The sequence below is a fragment of the Nocardia sp. NPDC050793 genome (assembly GCF_040654065.1).
In the GTDB taxonomy this organism is placed as follows: Bacteria; Actinomycetota; Actinomycetes; order Mycobacteriales; family Mycobacteriaceae; genus Nocardia.
In genome coordinates this window covers 228,186-242,428 of sequence record NZ_JBFAHG010000008.1, presented here as the reverse complement: position 1 = coordinate 242,428, position 14,243 = coordinate 228,186, and the positions used below count along the sequence as shown (strand labels likewise).

Below are 14,243 nucleotides of genomic sequence, written 5' to 3'. Positions count from 1 at the left end.
GACAACTACAACAAACCGACCCGCTATAGATCGTGCGCCCCTACGGTGACAGGGACAAGTCTTGCCGCCCAGTCGCCCCGATCGGCGGAGGACCGATCGGCTCGAGCACACGCTCCACCAGCGCGGTATTGCAGTACTCGACGACCTCGGCCAGCCGCCCCTCCACGACACGGAAAATCATGCAGTACGTCTGCTCGTAAGCCTCGCCCCGCGTGGTGACACCGTGGCCGCGAGCCTGCACGACGACGCGATCACCGTCGCCGAGAACGCTGTCCGCCGCCAGGCGATAGCTGACGAACTGCGCCATCAGCGGCCCCAACAATCCTTTCAGGACAACGGCTTTCGGTGCCCACGTACCCGACCAGGACCAATCACCGGGAAAGATCCACGCGAAGTCGTCGGCCATGGCTTCACCGAGGGCGCGCATATCGCCGTCGGCCATTCGATCGAAGACCCCGCGCACGAGTTCGACATTCGGGTTCTCCGCGTTCGACATGATCATCACCCTATTGTGCCGACAAGCGGAACCAGCGATGAGTTCTCCGCTACCCGCTGTCGGGCAAGCACTTTCCAGCAGGACCAGTGCAGGTCCTCGGTCCCCGCCCGCGATGACCTTCGGCCCTGGGTTCGCGGGCGGCTCGCTGGTGGCATAGGTGCGGCGCATTGCCAGAGCGAGGAGGCAGGATTCGGTGAGTTCCGACACAGCGATCAGCGACATCGATGACGCGGCGCAGACAGCGAGGCCGGTTGTTCGCCACGAACACCGTGTGCTTCCGGTCGTTTCGGTCGCCGAGGCCGCGGCCGAAATGGCCGCCCGCGGCGGCGAGGCGTTGCTGTTCACCGACATCGAGACCGGTATGGACGCGGTGCTGTATCGGGGCGGCCCCTATGGCGTGCGGTTGGCGCGCCAGCACCGCCGAGGCTTGCCCAGCGACGCGCAGGCGCCCGCGCTGACCGTCGACGCGCGCCCGACGCCATATCTCGAGGAAACCGAGGCCGTGGAGCGGCTGTGCCGGTTCGGCTTGCCGTTCGTCTTCTTCAACGACCCGCGCGACGGGCGGGGCAGGTTGCTCTCTCGCGGCCACGACGGCGAACTGACCGTCGTGACGCCGCGACCCACCGAAACGGAAAGGTGAACCACGACAATGGCACGCGATCTGACCCAGCGCGAGCTTCTCACCGAACTGGAGCCCGTCGCCGAGACCTGCGTGAACCGGCACCTGTCGCTGGCGAAGGACTGGCAGCCACACGACTACGTGCCATGGGAGCAGGGCCGCAACTTCGCCGCGCTCGGCGGAACCGATTGGGAGCCGGGCCAATCCGCGCTCAGCGACGTTGCCAAGGCGGCGATGGTGACCAACCTGCTGACCGAGGACAATCTGCCCTCCTACCATCGAGAGATCGCCGAGAACTTCTCCCGCGACGGCGCCTGGGGCACCTGGGTGGGTCGCTGGACCGCCGAGGAGATGCGCCACAGCACGGTGATTCGCGACTACCTGGTGGTGACCAGGGGCGTGGACCCGGTCGCGCTGGAACAGGCCAGGATGGCGCACATGACCAACGGTTTCGACCCCGGCATCGGGCGCACCGAGGTCGACAGCGGCGCCGGATTCCTGCATTCGGTCGCCTACGTCAGTTTCCAAGAGCTCGCGACCCGCATCACCCACCGCAACACCGGCAAGGTGTGCCACGACCCGGTCGCCGACCGCATGCTGCAACGCATCGCCGCCGACGAGAACCTGCACATGATCTTCTACCGCACGGTCTGCGCGGCCGCGCTCGACCTGGTGCCCGACCAGGCCATCGAAGCCATCGACGCCATCGTGGAGAACTTCCAGATGCCCGGCGCGGGCATGCCCGGCTTCCGGCGCAACGGCGTGCTCATGGCCAAACACGGCGTCTACGATCTGCGCCAGCATCTGCAGGAAGTACTCGAACCGGTGCTGCGGCAGTGGAACATCTTCGAACGCAACGACTTCGGGCCGCGCGGCGAAATCGTCCTGGAACGCCTCGCGGCCTTCATCGACGACCTCGAGCGCGTGCGAATCCCGCGCTTCGAGGAACAGCGTGAGCGCGCCCTCGCGCGGGAGCGGGCCAAAGCCTGAACCGCCCGTTAGGTGGTCGCTTTCGAAACGGCTGCCGCGTGTGTCTCTACCGGTGGGCTCGTCTCCCGACGAGTCCACCATCCGGGCGATGCACGGAATATCAATGCGCAGAATATGTTTCGAGAACGTCTCGGGCGGTGCGGATGTCCGCCCTGCTGTCGATCGACAATGCCGCGGCGGCTCGCACCGGCCGAACGGCGGGTAGCGTCCCGGGCCCGGCAAGGTGTGGCGCCGCGAGCCCGCCACTCGCTCACAGGTTGTCGAAGAGTCCGACTCCGGAGACGATCGTGGTCTCGATTTCGATCACGCCGTCCATCGGCGAATCGATCCAAGGTCGCAGCAGCCGCTGGTAGCGGGCGATCCGGACGGCGTCGGTGACCGGGCGCGCGATTCCGGTGACCACGACCGACCATCCGGTGCGATTGACGATGTCGATGTCGTCGGCTTCGTAGGCCACCACGATGCCCGCCCGCTTCTGCACGGCGGTGGAGAACTGCGATCCGAGCCGGGTGCGCACGATGACATGCTCGCCGTCGAGCAGATGGTTGACCGGGCGAATCGCAGGCAGCGCATCGCGGGTGTACACCACTCGACCGAACGGGGCTTGCGCGAGCAGCGACAAGGCCTGCTCGCGATCCAGTTCGACGACGGTACGGCCGGCCCGGTCCGCGGCGGGTAGGCCGCTCATCCGTGCGCGCCTTGTCCGGCCCGGTCGCGGCCGATCGGGCGGGAACGCCGGAGGGAACGGACGGATCCCACCGTGATGGCCGGTTCGGAAGGTCCCATGATGCCCCATCCGTTCGCGCGTTCGTGATCACCTCGGTGCTGGTCGTTTCATGCCACCAGCTCGCCCGGATCCCCGTTAGGGTCGAAGGTCGCCTGCGCGGAGGACCAACGACCTGCCCGCGGCAAAGCCCCTGCGACGAACCATCGTCCGCCGTTGGGCCGGTCACGGTCGCCACACGCGCCCCGCCGTCGGCGACAAGTGACGATCGACCCCAGAGCAGCGGCACAATGGCCGTCTCGGGACGCCCGCGCAGCGCCGACACTGGACTCATGACCGACAGCACCGCACTTCCCGCATCCTCCGTGCCGGATACGCCCACCCTGCTGGCGGCACTGCAGCTGGCCACCCGCGCCCCCTCGGTGCACAACACCCAGCCGTGGCGCTGGGAGTTCGACGGCACCCGGCTCGACCTCTATCGCGACAGCGACCGGCTGCTGACCGCCGCCGACCCGCACGGACGCCAGCTGGTGATCAGCTGCGGCGCGATACTGCACCACCTGCGCACCGCCCTCGCCGCCCGCGGCTGGCACACCGACACCCAACGTATCCCCGAACCGGCCCGGCCGGACCTGCTGGCCACCATCACCTTCCGCGCCTGGCCCGACCCGCCCGCGGGCGTGCTGACCCGCGCGCAGGCCATCGAGAATCGGCACACCGATCGACTGCCGATGGCTCCGCCGCCGAGGTTGACCGAACTGGTGCACACCGCACGGATGCTCGTCAGCCCGCACGACGTCGAACTCGACGTCCTCGACGACAGCGCCCGCCCTTTGCTGGCGGCAGCCTCCGAACACGCCGACGCCAACCGCCGCTACGACATGGACTACCAATCCGAATTACATTGGTGGACAGGACATTCCGGCACCAAGGAAGGCGTTCCCTCCACCGCTCTCGCCTCCGACGCCGAAGCCGCGCACGTGCCGATCGCCCGCAAGTTCCCTTCCGCGCCGCACTCCGACCGTCGCGCTGACCTCGACGACCAGGCCGCCCTGCTGGTGCTCAGCTCGCCCGGCCACACCGCCGCCGACTGGCTCCACGTCGGCGAAGCCCTCTCCGCGGTGCTGCTCGAATGCACCTCGACGGGGTTGGCGACCTGCGCACTGACCCATATCACCGAACTGCCCGCCGCCAGGGAATCGATCCACAGCGTGCTCACCCGTGCGGGCATCCCGCAGGTCATCATCCGCGTCGGCGCCGCACCGGCCGAGGACACACCACCGCCGCCCACACCACGACGCCCGGTCACCGAAATCCTCACCGTCCGCGACCGCCCGGCGCCCGCTACGGGCGGCTGAGCCAGCCGGCGGGACTGCTTCTCCGCTGGTCACCGAGACGCGGGCGGGGGATCGCCGCACACCGAGAGAACGAACGTCACCATGTCGCGTCCTTGGCCGTTGTAGTCGCGCACCGGTTCGCCGACCTCGAATCCCATCGCTTCGTGAAACGCGATGGAGTTCGTGTTGCCAGGCGAGGTGATCGCGCGGATCATCGTGCGCCCGTCGAGCCGAGCACCGTCGATGAACCGGTGATACAGCCCTCGCGCCAAGCCGCTACCGCGCTGGCCGGGGCGGACGCCGACGAAATGAATGTATGCCTCGTCGACGTGGTCGGGTGAGAAGAAGCCGGCGAGGAACCCGGCCAGCTCGCCGTCGCATTCGGCGACGAGGCTGGTGGCGGCGAAATGATCGAAGAACAAGCGGGGCAGCGACGCGGACACCGGGCGCCCCCACCACGCATCGACGACGGCGATGACCGCGTCGTAATCTCCGGATGTAGCCGGTCGCAACCGTATCCGTCCTCGCACGAACGGTGATTGTGCCAGCCGCCGTTTCCTCCAGCGGCCCGGTCAGCGCTGGCTCGCTCGCCGCGCAGGGTGTCGACGATGCTGGAGGCTGGAGCTAGGGTTTGCCGCGGTTCGGTTCGTCACCACCGCGCCGAACCCGCCCCGGAGCCGGCGGATGCCCGGGGAAACGCGTAGTCCAGTACTCATGAGAAGTTCGGTCGGATCGTCCACGATCATCCCATGGCGAACATGTACGTCCTGCTGAACACCTCCGCACCCGGAGGCGGCAGCGCGTTTCGGGACGCCGTCGATGACAACGGCGGTCGGCTACTGGCATATGTGCCGCCCGTGGCGCTCATCGACGGCACCGACTCCACCAGCGACGCACTGCAGGCACTCGTCGGTGATGCCGTGCTCGCGGTGGGTGTGGAGAATGTCGGCAACCTGCTCTTCGCAGCCATCGGTGATCCTCAACTGACCGAGTTGCTCGGTGTCCTGGGCTTGACGACCTCATCGATCGTGCAGGCCGCGGAACTGGTGCGTCCCGCACCGGGGCTCGAGTGGTTCGGCTTCGGCTGCACTGATCAGGAGGTCTGATGAGTGTTCCACTGATCGGTTTGGTGGCCGTCGGAACGATATTCGTCGAGGGCGGCCCCGGCACAACCGAAGCCTTCACCGAAGCAGAACGCTCCGCTGCTCAGCTCGCCGTGTTCCTGGCCGAGCAGCAACTCGCCCGCATGTCGGTGCGGTTCTCTCCGAACACCTTCCTGCAGTGCAGCTTCTTCAACGAGTTCCGTTCGGCCGTCATCAACCCCGGATTCATCTCACCGCCGACGAACACCACTACGAACCCGCTGCTGCGGCAGTCGGAGATCGACACGCGAGAACCGCAATGGCGCGAGCTTGCGATGGAAGCAATCGGCTTTCCCGCGGCAGCAGGCGCACAGCGCGAGCGCTACCAGGACGAACTTCTCCTCAAGGACTGGCGCGTACCGCAGAAACCCCGCCACGCGATCATCATCTTCGTCACCAAGTTCCCAACCGGCTGGATGGCCTACGCCGATCCCGCCGAGAGATCGACAACGGTGCAGTTCGACTGGATCGGTTCCGCCGGTGTGAAATTCCTGAGTACGGGAACGTTCGGCTACGGCCTCGCGAACCTCGACAGAGTCCTCGCCCATGAGATCGGGCACCTGTTCGGCGGCCTCGACGAGTACGGTCCGTGCCGGTCGTTCGACACCAGCGGCCCGAGACCCACGACCAACGCCAACTGTGGCGGCTTCGAGGACTGCTTGATGAAGCACAACTCACCGGTGCTGTGCCCAGCCACCGCCGAGCACCTCGGCTGGGTGGATCTCGACGGCGACGGTGCCGTCGACGGAGGCATCGCGGTGGTCACGCACATGAGCTCACATTCCGGCCGCGGCGGTGACACGGTGTCGATCTTCGGGGAAGGGCTCGGGGAAAGCCGATCCGTCGTATTCGTGGGTGTCGGCGCCGCAGCGTTCACCATCGTCGCCGACACCCGCCTGGACGTCGTCGTACCCGACGGCAGCGGCACCGACATCGACCTGTTCGTCACCACACCGTTCGGCGTGACGGCCCCAGCGGTGGCGCTTCGCTTCAGCTACATCTGACCCGCGTCGAGCGCCATCGCGCCCAAGCCCAAGTGGCGTAGCCGAACACGGAGCCGGAAGCGAGTAGTCACTACTCGCGCTGAGCCCGGCGGCCCGGAAGAAGATGAGGACGCGGTGATCTATCAGGACCGGCGAGATACGGCACAACGTGGCCGGATGAGTTGAGGGGTGAACGATGTTCGGTGGCATGGATCGCGACGACTACAACGCACTCGGTGACCAGGTGATGGCCCCGATCCGCGCAGAGACCAACCTGCGCTGGATCGGCTTCTTCCTGACGCACTTCGCCACCGCGCCGGGCACGACGTGGACAGCGCGGCGGGGCCGCACGCCGGCCGTGTCGACGTGGCGGTTTCTGCGCTCCGAGGGGTGGGGGGTTGCCCCACTCTTCGTTGCCCGGCAATTCCTGCCTCCACCCAGCCCCGACGCCCCGCGCCCCCCGAATCCCGAGTGGAACGAAGCCAACGGCATCACCGACGCCCACCATGCGCTCGCATTGGCCCGCGCCGATGACGCCGCCAACTTGGTGGACATCGAACGCGGGGCGACCATCTACCTCGATCTCGAGCACGACGGGTTCGCGTCGGTAGATTCGGCTCAGAAGTACCTGAAGGGATGGTTCGACACCGTCCGCAATGCGGGTTTCCGCCCCGGAGTCTACTGCTGGAAGCCAATTCCCAAGCCGACTCAGACGTGGACTTCTGACGGCCCCATGATTCGGTCGCTGTTCCCCGACGTCGCGATCTGGCTGATCCGAATTCCCGAGTCACAGCCGGTGGTCTACAACGAGCAGACCGGATGGGTGACGCTGAACCCGGTTGTGGATTACCACGACGCCGACGGGGAAACGAGGGTTCCCGAAGGCTACGTGGCCGCACAGTATGCGTGGTACAACTCCGGGCGGGCTGTTCACAGCGCCAAACTGAAAACCGGCCCGCACAGCTCCCACACGATGGCGCCCATCGACTTCGACGCGGCGTTGGTCAGTGACCCGTCACACCCGGAAGACCGTGCCGCCGTGGCATTTTCGCGATGGAAAGTCAACGAGCCGACGGTCATATTCCTATATCCCGGCTCAGTGATGTGGTCGAGCCGGGTCAACGGAAACTGGGGCGAGTGGGTTGGCGGGTTCGGCCGTGCCAACGAAGCCCCGATAACAGATCTGGGCTATGGGCGGTGGTTCGACACCAGGTCGGTCGCCGCCGCCTCACGCGGCGACAACCTGGCCGACCTCTTCGGCCTCGGTGTCGACGGTTCGGTCTTCACCTGCTGGAACGTCGGAGGCGACGAGTGGTCCGGCCCAGGTCTGATCGGCGGCCCACACACCGCACGCCACGGCTCTGCCATCGCCGCGGTGTCCCGCAAGGTCGGAGTTCTCGACGTTTTCTTCTTCAACGTCAGCCACGAGATGGCCAGCACCTGGTGGAGCCTCGACTCGACGGATTGGGGCAGCCACACCGGTGCCATCACCCACGGCTTCTCCTTTCACCCCGCAAGCAGCATCGATGCGCTGGTCTCGCCGGTCGACAGCGAGCGGCTCGATGTTTTCGCCGTCGACTGGTCCAACACGACCCGGTGGACGCAGTGGCGCAGCCCGGGACCGTGGCAATCGGTGCAGGTCGCCGGCGGCGGAGCCGTTGACCCCGCGCTCGGTGTCCATGCCGCCTGGTTCGGCGGGCGCATCCACCTCGTCGCCGGAATGCGGGACGGAACACTGGCCCACTCGAGCCATCCCGACGGGAACCTCGCCACTCCCTGGGCATCACACGGTGCCGTGCCGGTCGCCGGACCGACAGGCCGGATCATGGGGTTCTGCGTCACCGCGCTCGACGACATCCTCGTGGTCGCCGGCGTGCGATCGGATCAAACGCTGGCGTGGTGCGCGTTCGAGGCAGGGAGCTGGAGCGCGCCGGGAACCAACATTGCCGCGCCCGCGCATTCATCCTCCGGGCGTATCGGCGCGATGCGGTTCGATGGCAGCGCGGTCGACGTCGTCGTCCCGAACCAGGAGTCGAGCTTCGTGTATCACCGCCTGACCCGCGGCGGTCCCGGGTCGCCTCCCACACTCAGCCAGACATGGGTCTTCTGAGCCATGGACCATTGGAGCGGCGATGACATCGACATCGGCACCGCCCTCGCCGAAAGCCCTCGCGCACCGGAGGCCGACACATGAATCAACGCGACAGCAGCCCTCGGCCCCGACGCTGACGACACTCGAGTTCCTAGCCTTCGCCATGAACCCCGAAAACACGAGAGGGTGCCGAAAAGCCAGTTTCGTCACGGTGACGTTTTATTGGGGAGGTTGCCGCGGGTTGGGGAAGTGGCAATCGAGCCGAATCTTGGCTACATCCAAGATATTTGGACCAACTTCGACGATCACCGGAAAATTTACGGTCGCCGAAAAATGCGACGAGGGGACGGTGCGACGTTCCGTACGCCAGCACGACATTCCAGCGAACCCGAGGACCGGCGGGCACCGCCGAGCACCGGACGGCGGCGCGTAACAGCGGTCGAATCAACGACATTCGCCCGATGGCCAACCCCTTCCGGCGAACCGTTCTCGCGCCGATAATCGACATTATGTCAAGTAAAGCCCGTGGGACGCATTCCCCCAAATCGCCCACGGCGAAGACTTGACTAGGTCATACTTCAGAACGTGTCCACCACCTCGGACTTCGAGCGCATGCTTCGCGGCGCCGCCCTGCGGGTGACCGCGCCGCGACTCGCGGTGCTGGCCGCGGTGCACGACCATCCCCACTCCGATACGGACTCGATCCTCGCCCGCGTGCGCCGAACGCTCGGCTCGGTCTCCCACCAAGCCGTCTACGACGTGCTGCGCGCACTGACCGCCGCCGGATTGATCCGGCGCATCCAGCCGATGGGTTCCGTAGCTCGCTACGAGACCCGGGTCGGCGACAACCACCACCACCTCGTCTGCCGATCCTGCGGCGCCATCGTCGACGTCGACTGCTCCATCGGCGAGGCGCCCTGCCTGACCGCGTCCGACGACAACGGTTTCGTCCTCGACGAAGCCGAAGTCATCTACTGGGGCCTGTGCCCCCGGTGCGCACAACGGACAAACCCCTGATCACAGCCCGATTCACCCTCCCCCGAAAGGAAAATCGCTGTGCTTGAAGAACATCCGCCCATCGCAGAGGCGAACACCGAACCCGCGGGAAGTGGTTGCCCCGTCGCGTCCGGTCGGTTGAAATACCCGACCGAGGGCGGAGGTAACCGTGACTGGTGGCCCAACCAGCTCAACCTCAAAATCCTTCAGAAGAACCCCGCCGTGGCCAACCCCATGGGCGAGGACTTCGACTACGCCGCGGAATTCGCGACCCTCGACCTTGCCGCGGTCAAGCGCGACATCGTCGAGATCATGACGACCTCGCAGGACTGGTGGCCCGCCGACTACGGCCACTACGGGCCGTTCTTCGTCCGGATGGCCTGGCACGCCGCGGGCACCTACCGCATCAACGACGGGCGCGGCGGCGCGGGCGCGGGCATGCAGCGGTTCGCGCCGCTCAACAGCTGGCCCGACAACGCCAGCCTGGACAAGGCACGCCGCCTGCTGTGGCCGGTCAAGAAGAAGTTCGGCAAGAAACTCTCCTGGGCCGACCTGATCGTCTACGCAGGCAACGTCGCGCTCGAGGACATGGGCTTCGAAACCTTCGGTTTCGGTGGCGGCCGCGTCGACCAGTGGGAGCCCGAGGAGGACGTCTACTGGGGCCCGGAGCAGACCTGGCTCGGCGACGAACGCTACTCCGGCACCCGCGACCTGGAGACACCGCTGGCCGCGGTGCAGATGGGCCTGATCTACGTGAACCCGGAGGGGCCCAACGGCAACCCCGATCCCCTCGCCGCGGCGACCGACATCCGCGAGACCTTCCACCGCATGGCCATGAACGACGAAGAGACGGCGGCACTGATCGTCGGCGGCCACACCTTCGGCAAGACCCACGGCGCCGGCCCGGCCGACCACGTCGGCCCCGAGCCGGAGGCCGCACCGCTCGAGGAGCAGGGCCTCGGCTGGACGAGCTCCTTCGGCACCGGCGTCGGCAAGGACGCGATCACCAGCGGCCTCGAAGGCGCGTGGACCCCCACTCCCACCAAGTGGGACAACAGCTTCCTCGAAACCCTCTACGGCTACGAGTGGGAGAAGACCAAGAGCCCCGCGGGCGCGTGGCAGTACGTGCCCAAGGACGGCGCGGGCCAAGGCACCGTGCCCGACGCCCACGACCCGTCGAAGTCGCACACCCCGGTGATGCTGACGACCGACCTCTCGATGCGGATCGACCCGATCTACGAGCAGATCACCCGCCGCTGGCTCGACCACCCCGAAGAGCTCGCCGAAGCGTTCGCCAAGGCGTGGTACAAGCTGACCCACCGCGACATGGGACCGATCGTCCGCTACCTCGGACCGCTCGTCCCGCAGGAGGTGCTGCTCTGGCAGGACCCCATCCCCGCGGTGACGCACGATCTCATCGGTTCGGCGGACATCGCCGACCTGAAGGGCCGGATTCTGGGCTCGGGTCTGACTGTCGCCCAGCTGGTCTCGACCGCGTGGGCCGCGGCGGCCTCGTTCCGCGGCAGCGACAAACGTGGCGGCGCGAACGGCGGACGCATCCGCCTCGAACCGCAGAGCGGATGGGAGGTCAACGAACCCGACGAGCTCGCCCAGGTGGTGCGCGTCCTGGAAGGCATCCAGGACGCGTTCAACGCCGCCCAGACCGGGAACACCCGCGTCTCGTTCGCCGACCTCGTCGTGCTCGGCGGCTGCGCGGCCGTCGAACAGGCCGCGAAGAACGCCGGATTCGAGATCGAGGTGCCGTTCACGCCGGGACGAACGGACGCGACGCAGGAATGGACCGATGTGGAGTCCTTCTCCGCACTCGAGCCGAACGCTGACGGCTTCCGCAACTACCTCGGCAAGGGCGGCAAGCTGCCCGCCGAGTACCTGCTGATCGACAAGGCGAACCTGCTCACCCTCAGCGCACCGCAGCTGACGGTCCTCGTCGGCGGCCTGCGCGTCCTCGGCGCGAACTACAAGCAGTCGCCGCTGGGCGTATTCACCGATACCCCAGGGTCGTTGACCAACGACTTCTTCGTGAACCTGCTCGACATGGGCACGACGTGGGAGCCGTCGCAGACCGATGACGGCACCTATGTGGGCAAGGACCGCGCCACCGGCGCGACCAAGTGGACCGGCAGCCGCGCCGACCTCGTCTTCGGATCGAACTCGCAGCTGCGCGCCCTCGCCGAGGTCTACGGGACCGACGACGCGAAGCAGAAGTTCATCGAGGACTTCGTCGCGGCCTGGGACAAGGTCATGAACCTCGACCGGTTCGACCTGGCCTGATCACGACGGCGCTCCGTTGAACTTTCCGAGGTGTTGAACTTCCGGAGGCGTTGAACTTCCGGAGGTGCTGAATCGCCGACGATTCGCGGAGCGCCGTCACCAGCCCGCCGACGTGTAACCAACGGCACTCCAGTCCAGAACGCAACTCCCCCAAGTCATTCGAGGGCGGCACGCCCTGGTTGACATAATCGGCCGTGCGGCGATTATGTCGCACTATCGGGCGTTCAACTAATCTCCAAGCGGTGCTTGGACATTCACATGCGACCAGCGGCGCGCTCGCCTGGTCGGTGGCGGCGGCGACGCTGCCTCTCGCGGCGTTGACCTACCCGGTATTGCAGACCAGCGAGGCCCGCCTCGGCCCGGTCGACGTCCTCCTCGGCGTCTTCCTGACCGCAGGCGCGGCGCTGCTGCCCGATGCCGACCACCCCAAGGGAACGATCGCGCATGTGCTCGGCCCACTCTCCTACTTCCTCTGCAAAGTCATATCGACCGTCGCGGGCGGACACCGGCAGGCCACCCATTCCTTCGCATTCGTGATCGTCGCCGCATACGGCACCTGGGCCGGAATGCATTGGATCGGGCGCGGATTCACCCTCTCGCTCGTGTTCTTCCTGCTCGCCCTGGCGGTGCGGGCACTCCACCTGTACCCGCCGGGCGACGGGATCCGCTCGTGGGGCACAGTCGTCGTCCTCGCGACCGCGGGCACCTTCGCGATGGACAACTGGATCAGCGACCGGCCCGCCTGGTTGCCGTTCTGCGTCGGCCTCGGCGCCTTCGCCCACCTCATCGGTGACTGCCTGACCGAACGCGGCTGCCGGCTGTTATGGCCGTTGAAGTTGCGCACCCGCGTGCCAATCATCGAACGAACCGGGAACAAGCTCGAAACCTGGATCCTCACACCGCTGTTCGCCGTCGCCACGCTCGGCGTGCTGTGGCACGTCTTCACCACGACTCCGTAGCGGAACAAGTGGGCCGCCACGGCGGCCCACCTCTCCCCTGGTCTGTGCGGTCTTTAGTCGTGAGGTTCTGAGAGAAGCTGCCCGATAAGTGGTTTGCAACATAGATCGATATGCATATCTAGATAGCAGTATCTCACTTCGACCTTCACGACGGGGCCCAGGGCCTTCGGTCGATCCGCTCGAGATCACGTGCCCAAGCGCTCGAGGAACGCGGCGAAGGCCGCCACATCCGCGGCCGACCACTCCCCAGGCCGGTCTCCAGCACCGCTATGCCGTACGCGCACCCCACCTCCAAGCGCCGCTCCCCTCGCCGGCGATGCGGAACTTGCATGCCAATCCCGGCTCCGTATCGGGAATACGGTCGATGAGACCGGCTTTCACCATCGCGGCCGCCTGCCGGTGCAGCGTCGAGGCGCCCAACCCGCAGGCATCGCTCAACGCCCCACCTCCCTGTCCTTGCTTCGCCCGGCGTGCCGGGCGTCAAGGGCTTTATCGGTGGGCACACATGGCTAGATGCGCATATCTACGTAGCACGATGTAGATCACTCGGTCGATTCTGCACCGATTCCAGCTCCGCCGCGGATACGCTGGCCGCCATGTTCGCAGGATCGACGATGCAACCGCACCGCTGGACTCCGCCCCCAGCCCCCGAGCGGGCGCGTGAGAAGCGCAGCACTCCCCCACTGCCGCCGGTAACCAGGATCGAACTTCCCGGCGCAGCACCCGAAGACGTCGTGCGCACGCCGGATGGAAAGGTGATCGCCGGCCTCGAGAACGGCGCGATCGTGAGCATCGACCCCGCCGACGGATCGGTGCGCGAAGTGGCGAACACCGGCGGCCGTCCGCTGGGACTGCACGCCGACGCGGACGGCTCCCTGCTCATCTGCGATTTCGCTCGCGGGCTGCTGCATATGGATCCCGACGGCACGCTCGAGGTACTCGTCGACGAGATCGACGGCGAGCGACTAGCCTTCGCCAGCAATGTGGTTCGCGATGTCGACGGCACCGTCTACTTCTCCGCGTCCTCGCGCCGCTACCCCCTCGACCAGTGGATGGGCGACCTGCTGGAGCATTCCGGAACCGGCCGCCTGTTCCGGCGCGACCCTTCGGGCAAGGTCGAAACCCTCATCGACGGACTGCAATTCGCCAACGGCGTGGTCCTCGCGCCCGACCGCTCCTGCGTGCTGGTGGCCGAGACCGGAGCGTATCGCGTGACTCGCTATTGGCTCACCGGGCCGCGGACGGGTACGCACGACCGGCTCATCGAGAACCTGCCGGGTTTCCCGGACAACATGGCGCTCGGCAGCGACGGCCTGGTCTGGATCACGCTGCCCGCTCCGCGCGATCCCCTACTGGATCGCCTACTCCCCTTGCCTGGCTTGCTGCGCCGCGTGGTGTGGTCGCTGCCCGCCTGGGCGCATCCGAAACCGCCGCGAACAGTCTGGGTGCAAGCGGTCGATTTCGACGGGACGGTCGTGCACGATCTCCAGACCGAGGGCACAGATTTCTCGATGGTCACCGGGGTGATGGAACACGACGGCACGTTGTATCTGGGCAGTTTGACGGAGTCGGCGGTCGCCGTCAGCCACGTGCCGAGCTGAACATTCTCCAAG

Annotated in this window: 13 protein-coding genes; 10 read left to right on the top strand and 3 right to left on the bottom strand. The window is 66.7% G+C overall.

All coding sequences use genetic code 11. The features are described from left to right. Window positions 1-40: 40 nt before the first annotated feature. Window positions 41-502, bottom strand: coding sequence for a nuclear transport factor 2 family protein (locus tag AB0H50_RS26260; RefSeq protein WP_357457400.1), 462 nt, complete (start codon window positions 500-502; stop codon window positions 41-43). A 187-nt stretch (window positions 503-689) separates the two neighbouring features. On the opposite strand from AB0H50_RS26260, the gene AB0H50_RS26255 reads away from it, so the two are divergent. Further along, on the top strand, window positions 690-1,136 hold the full coding sequence (locus tag AB0H50_RS26255; protein ID WP_357457399.1) for a sigma 54 modulation/S30EA ribosomal C-terminal domain-containing protein: 447 nt from the start codon (window positions 690-692) through the stop codon (window positions 1,134-1,136). A gap of 9 nt (window positions 1,137-1,145) precedes the next feature. Then, window positions 1,146-2,105, top strand: a complete 960-nt coding sequence (locus tag AB0H50_RS26250; protein ID WP_357457397.1) for an acyl-ACP desaturase — start codon at window positions 1,146-1,148, stop codon at window positions 2,103-2,105. A gap of 250 nt (window positions 2,106-2,355) precedes the next feature. Here AB0H50_RS26250 and AB0H50_RS26245 read toward each other — a convergent pair whose 3' ends face one another. Continuing rightward, window positions 2,356-2,793, bottom strand: a complete 438-nt coding sequence (locus tag AB0H50_RS26245; protein ID WP_357457395.1) for a pyridoxamine 5'-phosphate oxidase family protein — start codon at window positions 2,791-2,793, stop codon at window positions 2,356-2,358. A gap of 368 nt (window positions 2,794-3,161) precedes the next feature. Between AB0H50_RS26245 and AB0H50_RS26240 the strand changes: the two genes are divergently transcribed. Further along, window positions 3,162-4,187, top strand: a complete 1,026-nt coding sequence (locus AB0H50_RS26240) for a hypothetical protein (protein ID WP_357457393.1) — start codon at window positions 3,162-3,164, stop codon at window positions 4,185-4,187. A 29-nt stretch (window positions 4,188-4,216) separates the two neighbouring features. Here AB0H50_RS26240 and AB0H50_RS26235 read toward each other — a convergent pair whose 3' ends face one another. Next, window positions 4,217-4,696, bottom strand: a complete 480-nt coding sequence (locus AB0H50_RS26235; RefSeq protein WP_357457391.1) for a GNAT family N-acetyltransferase — start codon at window positions 4,694-4,696, stop codon at window positions 4,217-4,219. A gap of 219 nt (window positions 4,697-4,915) precedes the next feature. Between AB0H50_RS26235 and AB0H50_RS26230 the strand changes: the two genes are divergently transcribed. From AB0H50_RS26230 to AB0H50_RS26200, 7 genes are all read left to right on the top strand, one after another. Then, window positions 4,916-5,272 carry a hypothetical protein gene (locus AB0H50_RS26230; protein ID WP_357457390.1) on the top strand — a complete coding sequence of 119 codons (357 nt, stop codon included), beginning with the start codon at window positions 4,916-4,918 and terminating at the stop codon, window positions 5,270-5,272. Continuing rightward, window positions 5,272-6,312, top strand: a complete 1,041-nt coding sequence (locus tag AB0H50_RS26225; protein ID WP_357457388.1) for a hypothetical protein — start codon at window positions 5,272-5,274, stop codon at window positions 6,310-6,312. The genes AB0H50_RS26230 and AB0H50_RS26225 overlap by 1 nt, the downstream gene beginning before the upstream one ends. 187 nt (window positions 6,313-6,499) lie before the next feature. Then, window positions 6,500-8,401: a glycoside hydrolase domain-containing protein gene (locus AB0H50_RS26220; RefSeq protein WP_357457386.1), complete on the top strand. Its 1,902-nt coding sequence runs from the start codon at window positions 6,500-6,502 to the stop codon at window positions 8,399-8,401. A 567-nt stretch (window positions 8,402-8,968) separates the two neighbouring features. Then, the gene (locus AB0H50_RS26215) at window positions 8,969-9,400 is read left to right on the top strand and encodes a Fur family transcriptional regulator (protein ID WP_357457384.1); all 432 of its coding nucleotides are present in this window, start codon (window positions 8,969-8,971) and stop codon (window positions 9,398-9,400) included. A gap of 39 nt (window positions 9,401-9,439) precedes the next feature. After that, window positions 9,440-11,671, top strand: coding sequence for a catalase/peroxidase HPI (gene katG / locus AB0H50_RS26210; protein WP_357457382.1), 2,232 nt, complete (start codon window positions 9,440-9,442; stop codon window positions 11,669-11,671). A gap of 242 nt (window positions 11,672-11,913) precedes the next feature. Then, window positions 11,914-12,630, top strand: a complete 717-nt coding sequence (locus AB0H50_RS26205; protein WP_357457380.1) for a metal-dependent hydrolase — start codon at window positions 11,914-11,916, stop codon at window positions 12,628-12,630. Window positions 12,631-13,226: 596 nt separating this feature from the next. After that, window positions 13,227-14,231 carry an SMP-30/gluconolactonase/LRE family protein gene (locus AB0H50_RS26200; protein WP_357457378.1) on the top strand — a complete coding sequence of 335 codons (1,005 nt, stop codon included), beginning with the start codon at window positions 13,227-13,229 and terminating at the stop codon, window positions 14,229-14,231. Window positions 14,232-14,243: the final 12 nt, after the last annotated feature.

What these genes read in the sequence shown, in the direction of transcription:
- AB0H50_RS26260 (WP_357457400.1), bottom strand. Translation starts at nt 502, where the DNA reads ATGATCATGTCGAACGCGGAGAACCCGAATGTCGAACTCGTGCGCGGG.
- AB0H50_RS26250 (WP_357457397.1), top strand. Translation starts at nt 1,146, where the DNA reads ATGGCACGCGATCTGACCCAGCGCGAGCTTCTCACCGAACTGGAGCCC.
- AB0H50_RS26245 (WP_357457395.1), bottom strand. Translation starts at nt 2,793, where the DNA reads ATGAGCGGCCTACCCGCCGCGGACCGGGCCGGCCGTACCGTCGTCGAA.
- AB0H50_RS26240 (WP_357457393.1), top strand. Translation starts at nt 3,162, where the DNA reads ATGACCGACAGCACCGCACTTCCCGCATCCTCCGTGCCGGATACGCCC.
- AB0H50_RS26230 (WP_357457390.1), top strand. Translation starts at nt 4,916, where the DNA reads ATGGCGAACATGTACGTCCTGCTGAACACCTCCGCACCCGGAGGCGGC.
- AB0H50_RS26225 (WP_357457388.1), top strand. Translation starts at nt 5,272, where the DNA reads ATGAGTGTTCCACTGATCGGTTTGGTGGCCGTCGGAACGATATTCGTC.
- AB0H50_RS26220 (WP_357457386.1), top strand. Translation starts at nt 6,500, where the DNA reads ATGGATCGCGACGACTACAACGCACTCGGTGACCAGGTGATGGCCCCG.
- AB0H50_RS26200 (WP_357457378.1), top strand. Translation starts at nt 13,227, where the DNA reads ATGTTCGCAGGATCGACGATGCAACCGCACCGCTGGACTCCGCCCCCA.